This window comes from Streptomyces diacarni, from assembly GCF_003323715.1.
GTDB lineage: Bacteria > Actinomycetota > Actinomycetes > Streptomycetales > Streptomycetaceae > Streptomyces > Streptomyces diacarni.
This window is the reverse complement of sequence record NZ_QOIN01000056.1, coordinates 1-10,201: the sequence shown is the minus strand read 5'-3', so window position 1 is coordinate 10,201 and position 10,201 is coordinate 1. Positions and strand designations below refer to the sequence as shown.

Annotated in this window: 8 protein-coding genes and 1 pseudogene; 4 read left to right on the top strand and 5 right to left on the bottom strand. The window is 71.6% G+C overall.

Going from position 1 to position 10,201, the window contains the following annotated elements; genetic code table 11:
- Nucleotides 1-220: 220 nt before the first annotated feature.
- A complete protein-coding gene (locus DTL70_RS27935; protein ID WP_114024797.1) occupies nucleotides 221-1,309 on the top strand; it encodes a cation diffusion facilitator family transporter in 1,089 nt (362 codons plus the stop codon).
- Nucleotides 1,310-1,340: 31 nt separating this feature from the next.
- Here the strand turns inward: DTL70_RS27935 and DTL70_RS27930 are convergent, their stop codons facing one another.
- The 4 genes from DTL70_RS27930 to DTL70_RS27915 form a co-directional block, all read right to left on the bottom strand.
- Nucleotides 1,341-2,780 carry a GH1 family beta-glucosidase gene (locus DTL70_RS27930; RefSeq protein ID WP_114024796.1) on the bottom strand — a complete coding sequence of 480 codons (1,440 nt, stop codon included), beginning with the start codon at nucleotides 2,778-2,780 and terminating at the stop codon, nucleotides 1,341-1,343.
- Between the two features lie 230 nt (nucleotides 2,781-3,010).
- Nucleotides 3,011-3,871 (bottom strand): carbohydrate ABC transporter permease, encoded by an 861-nt coding sequence (locus DTL70_RS27925; protein ID WP_114024795.1) that lies wholly within the window; start codon nucleotides 3,869-3,871, stop codon nucleotides 3,011-3,013.
- 12 nt (nucleotides 3,872-3,883) lie between these two features.
- Nucleotides 3,884-4,924: a carbohydrate ABC transporter permease gene (locus DTL70_RS27920; RefSeq protein ID WP_114024794.1), complete on the bottom strand. Its 1,041-nt coding sequence runs from the start codon at nucleotides 4,922-4,924 to the stop codon at nucleotides 3,884-3,886.
- Nucleotides 4,905-6,290, bottom strand: a complete 1,386-nt coding sequence (locus tag DTL70_RS27915) for an ABC transporter substrate-binding protein (RefSeq protein ID WP_114024793.1) — start codon at nucleotides 6,288-6,290, stop codon at nucleotides 4,905-4,907. The genes DTL70_RS27920 and DTL70_RS27915 overlap by 20 nt, the downstream gene beginning before the upstream one ends.
- A gap of 225 nt (nucleotides 6,291-6,515) precedes the next feature.
- Here DTL70_RS27915 and DTL70_RS27910 point away from each other — a divergent pair, with 225 nt between their 5' ends.
- The 3 genes from DTL70_RS27910 to DTL70_RS27900 all read left to right on the top strand — a co-directional run bounded on the left by DTL70_RS27910 (nucleotide 6,516) and on the right by DTL70_RS27900 (nucleotide 10,084).
- Nucleotides 6,516-7,637 (top strand): LacI family DNA-binding transcriptional regulator, encoded by a 1,122-nt coding sequence (locus tag DTL70_RS27910; RefSeq protein WP_114024792.1) that lies wholly within the window; start codon nucleotides 6,516-6,518, stop codon nucleotides 7,635-7,637.
- Nucleotides 7,638-7,814: 177 nt separating this feature from the next.
- Nucleotides 7,815-9,395: an MFS transporter gene (locus DTL70_RS27905; protein WP_114024791.1), complete on the top strand. Its 1,581-nt coding sequence runs from the start codon at nucleotides 7,815-7,817 to the stop codon at nucleotides 9,393-9,395.
- Nucleotides 9,396-9,520: 125 nt separating this feature from the next.
- The gene (locus tag DTL70_RS27900; protein WP_114024790.1) at nucleotides 9,521-10,084 is read left to right on the top strand and encodes a DUF2165 domain-containing protein; all 564 of its coding nucleotides are present in this window, start codon (nucleotides 9,521-9,523) and stop codon (nucleotides 10,082-10,084) included.
- A gap of 19 nt (nucleotides 10,085-10,103) precedes the next feature.
- Here the strand turns inward: DTL70_RS27900 and DTL70_RS34495 are convergent.
- A pseudogene (locus DTL70_RS34495) lies at nucleotides 10,104-10,201 on the bottom strand (IS982 family transposase); the annotation flags it as partial.

The window sequence follows — 10,201 nt, the reverse complement described above, 5'->3', positions numbered from 1 at the left end:
GATCCCGGCAAAGCGGACATGCGAAGGTGCTTCGTATGTGATCTGGCCCCTATGGGTGCCCTCACATCCGGCCCCCGCCGCCCTCACCCACAGCACACCGACCCCACACCCACCGTCGGCAGGACGTGGCGGCCCGGGTTCTCTTTCGTCACCCGCTGTGAAGCCGAGCGAGGGGGGTACTCGTGGCCGCGCTCATGGAAGCCGGAGAGTCGAGGAGTCGATGACTGAGGCAGCGACGTCGGCGTCGCAGACGACAGCATCGGGGGCGCCGCCACAGGGGAAGGCCGCGCCGTCGGACGGGACACGGCAGGACGGGGAGACGAAGACGACCGTGTGGGTCGCGCTCGGCGCGAATCTGCTGATCGCCGTCGCCAAGCTGGCGGGCGGGCTCGTCGCCGGGTCACCCGCGCTGCTGTCGGAGGCCGCCCACTCGGTGGCGGACAGCCTCAACGAGGTTTTCCTCCTCGCCTCGCTGAAGCGGAGCCGCAAACCCGCCGACACGGCGCACCCGTTCGGTTACGGCAAGGAGCGGTTCTTCTGGTCTCTCATCGCTGCCGTCGGCATCTTCGTCACGGGCGGCTGCTTCTCCTTCTTCCAGGGCTTCGAGGCGTTCACCTCCAGCAGCCAGGAGACGCTCACGGGCTACGTGGTGGGTCTGCTCGTGCTCTTCCTCGCGCTGCTCGCCGAAGGGACGTCGCTGGTCAGGGCGGTGCTTCAGGTGCGTGGGCAGGCGCGGGAGGCGCGCCGGACGATGCGGGCCGAGGTACGGCACAGCGAGGATCCTGCCCTGCGGACGGTGCTGGCCGAGGACAGCGCGGCCTGTCTGGGTGTGGTGCTGGCCATGGCCGGAATGGCGCTGCACATGGTGACGGGGCAGGGCTGGTACGAGGGTGTGGCGTCGCTGTCGATCGGTGCGCTGCTGGTCTACGTCGCCTTCGTCCTCGGACGCGGTGCCAAGGACCAGCTCATCGGCGTGGCGGCCGACCCGGTGCTGCGCCGGGAGATCCTCGACTTCCTCGACGCGCAGCCCGAGATCGACGCGGTCACCGAGGTGCTGACGATGCGGATGAGCCCGGACTCGGTGCTGTTGGCCGCCCGTGTCGACCTGGCGCCCGGGGTGGAGAGCGAGTACGTGGAGGACGCGCTCGTCCGGGTCAAGAGGGGCCTGGCCGAGCGGTGTGCCGACGTCGACCACGTTTTCTTGGACGTGGTCGACGCCGATCGCGAGGACCGTCGCAGGGCGCGGCGGGAACGCGAGGTGATCGAACGCGCCGCCGAGGCGGAGGCGGCCGACGGCCGGACGGACTGAACCGCCGGGACGTCGGCGCGCCTCCGGCAGGTCACTCCTGGGTAAGGGTGCCCGAGCGGGCGAGGCGGCCGTACCAGGTGGCGCTCGACTTCGGGGTGCGTCGCTGCGAGGCGTAGTCGACGTGGACGATGCCGAAGCGCTTGCCGTAGCCCCACGCCCACTCGAAGTTGTCCAGCAGCGACCACACGAAGTAGCCGCGGACATCGGCTCCTTCCCTGATCGCGCGGTGGACGGCCTGGAGGTGGCTGCGCACGTACGCGATGCGGTCGGGGTCGTGGTACTGGCCGTCCGCGTCGGGGGTGTCGGGGTAGGCGGCCCCGTTCTCGGACACGTACAGGGGCGTGCCGGGCGCTTCGTAGCGGAAGCGCAGCAGCAGTTCGGTCAGGCCGCCGGGGTCGATGCTCCAGCCCATCGCCGTGCGCTCGCCGGGAAGTTGGTGGAAGGAGACGCGGTCCGCCGCCGGCCAGGGCGAGTGGGCGCTGGCGCCGTGGCCGTCCCGGCGTTCGGGTTCGGTGCCTTCCTGCGTGGCGGAGACCACGGTGGGGGTGTAGTAGTTCACGCAGATGCCGTCGAGGGGCTGGTGCGCCGTGTCGGTGTCGCCGTCGTGGACGAAGGACCAGTCGGTGAGCTCGGCGGTGTCGGCCAGCAGGTCCTCGTCGTACCTGCCGTGCAGCATGGGCCCGGTGAAGACGCGGGTCGCCAGTGCGTCGATCCGGCGGGCGGCGTCGCGGTCGGCCGCGCTGTCCGTACGGGCCCGTACCACGGCCGCGTTGAGGCTGACGCTCACCTGGGCGCGGCCCGGGAGGGCCGAGCGCAGCGCCTGGGTGCCCAGTCCGTGTGCCAGGTTGAGGTGGTGGGCCGCCCGCAGCGCGTCGACGGGGTCGGTGCGCCCCGGGGCGTGCACGCCGGAGCCGTAACCCAGAAAGGCGCTGCACCAGGGTTCGTTGAGCGTGGTCCACAGCTCGACGCGGTCGCCGAGCGCCTCGGCGACCAGGCGCGTGTAGTCCGCGAAGCGGTGGGCGGTGTCCCGGGCGGGCCAGCCGCCGGCGTCCTCCAGTTCCTGGGGCAGGTCCCAGTGGTAGAGGGTCACGACCGGGCTGATGCCCGCTGTCAGCAGCTCGTCGGTCAGCGCGCGGTAGAAGTCGAGGCCGCGCTGCGAGGCGGGGCCGCGCCCGGTCGGCTGGACGCGGGGCCAGGAGACGGAGAGGCGGTAGGCGCCCAGGCCGAGTTCGGACATCAGCGCCACGTCGTCGCGGTAGCGGTGGTAGTGGTCGCAGGCCACGTCCCCCGTCTGGTTCTCGACCACCTTGCCGGGCGTGTGGGAGAAGGTGTCCCAGATGGAGGGGGTGCGTCCGCCCTCGCGTACCGCGCCTTCGACCTGGTAGGCGGCGGTGGCGGCGCCCCACAGGAATCCGCTGGGAAAATCGAGGGAGGTGGCGCTGTGTGCGGCGGTGTCGGGTGACAGAGTCATAGGAGCGCTCCCATCGTGCGGGACACGGCTGTGCCCCGTGGTGTGCGGGGCACGGGCGGTGCCCCGGATCGGTCGTCGGAGGCGTGTGCGTCCATCGGACGCGTGCGCGGTGTGCGGTGTGTGCACGTGTGTGGCACGTGCGCGGAGGAGGTGGGGCGGGGAGCCGGGACGGACACGCCCCCACGGGTGTCCGTCCCGGCTCCGGCCCGCGGGCCCGCCTGTAGGCCGGCTCAGCCCTTGACGGCCCCCTGCATGACGCCGCCCACGATCTGCTTGCCGAACAGGAGGAAGACGACGAGCAGCGGCAGGGTGCCCAGCAGTGCGCCGGCCATGATGACGGACTCGTCGGGGATGTAGCCCTGGCCGAGACCGGTCAGCGCGACCTGCACCGTCGGGTTGTCCTGGGTCAGCGCGATGATGGGCCAGAAGAACTCGTTCCAGGCCAGGACGAACGTCAGCATGCCCAGTACGGCCATGGCGGGCCTGGCCACCGGGAAGACGACGTGCCAGACGATGCGCAGGCTGTGCGCGCCGTCCACCCGGGCGGCCTCGATCAGCTCGGTCGGCAGCGCGCTGACCAGGTACTGGCGCATGAAGAAGACGCCGAAGGCGTTGACCATCATCGGCAGGATGACCGCCTGCAGTTGGTTGGTCCACTCCAGCTCGGCGACCGCCATGAACAGCGGGACGACGCTGAGCTGGGGCGGCACCATCATGGTGCCGATCACCAGCAGCAGCAGGGCGTTCTTCGCCCGGAAGCGGAGCTTGGCGAAGGCGTACCCGGCCAGCGTGGCGAACACCACGGTGGTCAGGGCGATGGTGCCCGCCACGAAGACGGTGTTGAACAGCGCCTTGCCCATGTTGGCGTCGGACCACGCGGTGGTCAGGTTGGCGAACAGGTCCCCGCCGAACCAGAACGGCGGTGGCGTCTCGGCCAGCCGCTGGTTGTTCCGTGAGGCGGCGACGGCCGTCCAGACCAGGGGGAAGAGCGAGCCGACGGTGAACAGCAGCAGGACGGCGTAGGTGAACTTCCCGGCGTGCAGGTGTCGCCCGGCGCCCCTGGCGCGGCGCGGGGTGGTGGTGTGCGACATCTCCCGCCCCCTTCAGTGGGTCTTGTTGAGTCGTCGGGCGATCAGCCAGTTGGCCAGGCCGACCACGATGAGGAGGAGGAACATCGCCCAGGCGATGGCCGACGCGCGGCCGAGCTGGAAGTTGAACCACCCCTGCTCGTACAGGTACAGGCCCAGCGTCTGGTACTGGTGGGAGCCGCCACCGGTCTGGGAGCCGCCGAACAGCAGCGGTTCACCGAACAGCTGGGTGGCGCCGATGGTGGAGACGACGACGGTGAACAGGATCGTCGGCCGCAGGCTCGGCACCGTCACGTGCAGGAACTGCTGCCACCTGGAGGCGCCGTCCAGCGCGGCGGACTCGTACAGGTCGTGCGGGACGGCCTGCATGGCGGCGAGGTAGATCAGCGCGTTGTAGCCCGTCCACCGCCAGATCACGATCGAGGAGACGGCCAGCTGGGAGGTCCAGGTGCCGTTCTCCCAGTCGACGTGGTCGATGCCGATCAGCCCCAGGCCCCAGTTGACCATCCCGTAGTCGCGGCCGAAGAGCATGGCGAACACCAGCGTGGCGGCGGCCACGGACGTGGCGTAGGGGGTGAGCATCGCGACGCGGAAGAAGGTGGAGCCGCGCAGCTTGTAGTTGAGCAGGTGTGCCAGACCCAGGGCCATCAGCAGCTGCGGCACGGTGGACAGGACACCGATGGTGAGCGTGTTGCGCAGCGCGTTCCAGAAGAAGTCGTCCTCCAGCAGCCGCGAGAAGTTGTGCAGCCCCACCCACTCCATGTGGGTGGGATCGTGCAGCGACACGCGGTGCAGCGAGGCCCAGCCCGTGTACAGCAGCGGGAAGAGGCCGAAGGCCGCGAAGAAGAGGAAGAACGGCGCGATGAACGCGTAGGGACTGAACCGTGCGTCCCACCGGTGGCGCCGGCGGACGCGGGGCCCCGGCCCCCGGGCGCCGCCGCTGACCTCGGTGGCTGCCGCGCCGCCCTGGCCGTCCTCTGCCGGTTCCTCTCCGGCGGCCCCGGGCGGCCCCGTGGTCCGCGCCCGGGGGAGCGGATCAGTTCTCGACGACGTCATCGATCTTCTTCACCACCGCGTTCCAGCCCTCCTCGGGCGACTTGCCCTGCTGCTCCACCTGGAGGATGCCGATGTCGGAGATGGTCGTCTTGATGACGCCGTCCTTGGGGCCGAGCGGGATGGTGGGGATGCCCTCGGCGGCCTCGGCGAAGATGTCACCGATGGGCGCGTCACCGAAGTAGGGGTGCTTGGTGTCCTTGACCTCGGGCAGGTCGTACGCCGCCTTCGCGCTGGGGAAGCTGGCCTGCTTCTCGAACAGCCTCGCCTGCTGCTTCGGGGCGGTCAGCCACTGGGCCAGTTTCAGCGCCTCCTTCTCGTTCTTGCCGCCCTTGGGGACGGTCAGGAACGAGCCGCCCCAGTTCCCGGGCTTCGGCGCGGGTGCCACGTCCCACTTGTCCGCGGCCTTCTCGCCGGCCTTCTCCTTGATGTAACCGAGCATCCAGGGCGGGCAGACGACGCTGGCGAAGGCGCCGTTGGCGTAGGCCTGGTCCCACTCCTTGTCGAACTGCTTGAGCTTGCCGGTCATCTTGCCGTCGACGGCGCGCATGGCCAGGTCCCAGGACTCGCGCACGCCCTTGCTCTTCTTGTAGACCAGCTTGCCGTCGGCGTCGTAGTACTTGACCGGGTAGCTGGAGACCGCGCCGTTGTACAGGCCCGCGGCGCCGTCGGTGAAGGCGGTGTCCTTCGGTGCCGCCTTCATGTACCGCTCGCCGGTCTCGACGTACTTCGCCCAGTCGCCCTTCCACAGCTCGCCGACCTCGTCCCGCTCGCTGGGCAGGCCCGCTTTCTCGAACAGGTCCTTGCGGTAGCAGATGCCCATGGGCCCGATGTCTGTGCCGAGCCCGACGACCTGGCCGCCGGGGGCCTTGGCCTGGTTCCACTTCCAGCTCAGCCAGTCGGACTTGTCGACTCCCTCGGCCTTGGCCATGTCGACGAACTTGTCGGCGTGCAGCTGTGCGACCTCGCTGATGTTGTCGACTTCGACGGCCTGGATGTCGCTCAGGCCGCTGCCGGCCGACAGGTGGTTGAGCAGGGCGGGGTAGTAGTTCTCGTTCCGCTCGATCGCGTTTTCCTTGATGCGGATGTTCGGGTGGAGCTTCTCGTACTCGTCGTAGAGGCCGGCCTGCTTGTAGCCGAAGACGCCGAAGACCCCGACGGACACGGTGGTCTTGCCGTCGGCGCTCGCGCTCGATCCTCCGCTGTCCTGTGCGCAGCCGCTGAGCAGACCGGCTCCCAGTACGGCGGTGAGGCCGTAGGCGAGGGGGCGGGTGCGCAACGCGCGGTGCCCGGTGCGCCGCTGCCCCGCGGGGACGTGCGCCCGGCCCTCGCTTCTCTTCCCGGTGGTGCTCGTCTTCCTGATGGCCATGGCTGTGCCGCCCCTCCCGAAATGCTGCCGAAAGCGGGAGCCGCATCCGCACCCGTGTGTGGGAGCGCTCCCATTCATGCGTTGCAGAATGGGCGAGGAGCGCCGCTGCGTCAAGGGCTGTGACAGGGGGAGCGCTTCCATCAGCGCGTGTAGTTGAATGAGATCCACAGCCGCACGCGTACCGGCCGCGGTCGCTCGACCCGGCCGCCGGAAGGAGGACCGTCCATGCCAGCAGCCCGCGGGGGAGACGCCCAGAAGACCGGGCCCACCCTGGAACAGGTCGCCGCCCGCGCCGGCGTCGGGCGGGGGACGGCCTCGCGGGTCATCAACGGCTCGCCCCGGGTCAGCGAACGCACCCGCGCCGCCGTTCAGGCGGCCGTGGCCGAACTCGGCTACGTCCCCAACCGTGCGGCGCGCGCCCTGGCCGCCGGCAGCATGGACGCCATCGCCCTCGTCGTCCCCGAACAGGAGAACCGGCTCTTCGCCGAGCCCTACTTCTCCGAGATCCTGCGCGGCGTCAGCGCCGAACTCGCCGACACTGACAAGCAGTTGCTGCTCACCCTCATCAGGGACGAGCGCAGCCGCGACCGCTTCACCCAGTACGCCGCGGCCCACCGCGTCGACGGCGTGCTGCTCGTGTCCGTACACGCCGACGACCCGCTGCCCGACCTGCTGCGGGACGTCGGCATGCCCGCGGTGCTCAGCGGCCGCCGCTCGTCGGCCGAACACGTGCCCTACGTCGACTCCGACAACCTCCTCGGCGCCCAGCTCGCCGTCGAACACCTCATCGGACGAGGACGCCGCAAGGTCGCCACCATCACAGGCCCCCTGGACATGTACGCCGCCCGCTGCCGGCTGGCCGGCTACCACGAAGCGCTCACGGCAGCCGGCAGGACCGGCCCCGAGCCGGGCGCGCGGCCTGCCGTGGAGGCGGCCCACCGACCGGCGGCGGCACCGGGCGGGCGGCTGGTCGCCGAGGCCGACTTCACCGAGGAGGGCGGCCACCGCGCCATGCGGGAGCTGCTGGAGCGGGATCCGGACGTGGACGCCGTCTTCTGCGCCTCCGACGTGATGGCCGCGGGCGCCCGGCTGGCCCTGCGGGAGTCGGGGCGGGACGTGCCGCACGACGTGGCGCTCGTCGGCTTCGACGACTCCGCCGTCGCCCGGCACATGGACCCGCCGCTGACGACCGTCAAGCAGCCCATCGAGGAGATGGGGCGCGCCATGGTCCGGATGCTGCTCGCTCTGATGGGTACCGAACCCGACCCGCGCGGTGCCCCTGCTCCCGACGCCGGACAGCCCCAACTCGTCCTCCCCACGGAGCTGATCCGCCGCGGGTCCTCCTGAGGGGCGGGACCCGCGCCGGAACCGGGAGGCCCGCACGAGCGGGCAAACGGGCGGCAGGCTACGTTCGTGCGGGAGAGACCCCGCGGCGGCACGGCGAGCCCGGCAGCCGTACGGGGCGGACGACGGCGCGCGGCGCGGAAGGCGGCGCGGCGGCCCACCCGGACCGATCGGAGACGCGTGAGCGGGACAGCCCCCGACGGGCACGAGAGCGCCCAGGACCAGGGACACCCGCGCCGCTGGGCGATCCTGGTGGCCATCTGCGCCGCGCTGCTCGTGATCGTCGTCGACAACACCGTCCTCAACGTGGCGCTGCCCTCCATCGCCGCCCGGTTCGAGGCGTCCACGGCGTGGCAGCAGGCGGTGCTCGACGCCTACACCGTCGTCTTCTCGGGGCTGCTGATCACGGCCGGGGCCCTCTCGGACCGCTGGGGCAGACGGCGCGCGATGGTCGCGGGACTGGTCGTCCTCGGCCTCTCCTCGGCCGCCGCCGCCCTGGCCTGGTCCGTGTGGTGGCTGGTGGCGATGCGCGCGCTGATGGGCGTCGGCGCCGCACTCGTGATGCCCGCCACGCTGGCGCTCCTGGTCCACGTCTTCCCCGCGCACGAGCGTCCCCGGGCCTTCGCGGTGTGGGGCGTCGTCGCCTCGGTGGCGATGGCCGTCGGCCCGGTGCTGGGCGGCGCGTTGGTCGCGCTGTGGAGCTGGACCGGCGCCTTCCTGGTCAACGTGCCGGTGGCCTGCGGGGCCGTGGTGGCGATCTGGCGACTGGTGCCGGAGTCCCGGGACAGCGGCGCCCGCCCGGTGGATCCGCGAAGCGCCGCGTGGATCACCGTCGGCATGGTCGCGCTGACCACCGGGGTGATCCTGGCCGGAGAGGGCGGGCCGTCGCAGCCCGCCGTCCTGGTGGCCGCGCCGGTGGCGCTGCTGGCGGGGGCCGCCTTCCTGCGGCGTCAGCGGAGGGCCGAGGCCCCCATGGTGGACCTGTCGCTCTACCGTGACCGCCAGTTCGCGGGCGGCAGCGCCGCCGTGACCATCATCTCCATGGGAACCGGCAGCACCCTGTTCATCCTGGCCCAGTACCTGCAACTGGTGCGCGGCATGGACCCCCTCCAGGCAGGCCTGGCCTCAGCCCCGATGGCGGCGGGCGTCGTGCTGGGTTCGTACGCGGGTGGCCGGGCGCCGGCGCGCATCGGACACCGGCTCAGCGTCATCGCCGGCTTCACCGCCACGGCCGTGGGCTTCCTCTTCCTGGCCGCACTCACCCCGCACGGCAGCTACCTCCTCGCCGCCGCCGGCCTGTTCCTGGTGGGCGGCGGCAACGGCTTCGCCGGCCCCGCCGTCACCAGCACCGTGCTGGGGGCCGTACCCAAGAACCGGGCGGGGCTCGGCTCGGCGCTCAACGACACGCACCAGCAGTTCGGTGTCGCGCTCGGTGTCGCCCTCCTCGGCGGACTCGTGGCAGCGGTCTACCGGGCGGGGCTGCCCGCGACCGTCCCCGGTGAGGCCCGCGGCGCGCTGGCCGCGACCCTCGACCACAGCGCAGGCCTGCCCGAGGGCAGCGGGGACGCCGTCGCCGCCGCCGCGCGGACCGCCTTCACCCAAGCGCAGACCGCGACGATGCTCGCCGCCGCCGGCTGCGTCACGGTCGGCGTCGTCATCGCCGCGCTCGTCCTACGGCGCGACACGGGTGAGGACGAGGTGCGCGCGAAGCGGACGAGGCGGCCGGCGCGGCGTCGCCGGGCGGAGCGGGAGAGCGCCTGAGCGAGGCTCGCGCCGAACGCCTGGGCCGGCGGGGCGGTTGCTCCCCGCACGGGCCCGCGGCGCCGGCGAGTGGCGCGGTGGGAACGGGGTGGCCGGAACGGCCGGACACCGGCAATAGTCTGATCATGAGCGTTTCACCGGAACACCTTCACGGCCAGGGCGACAAGGCGGCGGCCCCCCGCCGGCGCGGCTCCTGCACGGCCCGCCAGGCGGCCGCCGCGGTCCTCACCGCCTCGGTCGCCCTCTACATCGCGCTGGTCGCCTTCGGCAACATCACCGACTTCGGCACCAACCAGCAGTTCGTGCGGCACGTCCTCGCCATGGACACCACCTTCCGCGACGAGGACCTGATGTGGCGGGCCATCACGTCGCGGGCCTGGCAGGACGCTGCCTACGTCGCCATCATCGTCTGGGAGACGGCCTCGGCACTCGTCCTGATCGCCGGGACGTGGCTGTGGCTGCGACGCGACCCCGGGCGGGCGCGCGCCGTCTCCACCGTCGGCCTGTCGATGCTCCTTCTGCTGTTCGGCGCGGGCTTCCTCGCCATCGGCGGGGAGTGGTTCGCCATGTGGCAGTCGGAGAAGTGGAACGGGCTTCAGTCCGCCACCCGCATCCTCCTCCTCAGCGGCTTGGCCCTGCTGGCGGTGCACGCCACGGGGGGCCGCGAGGGCGCGGAACGGTCCGACTAGATGAGTGAGTCCGATGTTTTTAGTGGTCGTAGGCGGTCAGTGATCGTTTGACGTCGGCGCCGGTGGTCCAGTTGCGCCAGAGTGCGGCTGCGAGGGCGAGGAGTCGTTGGCCGACGC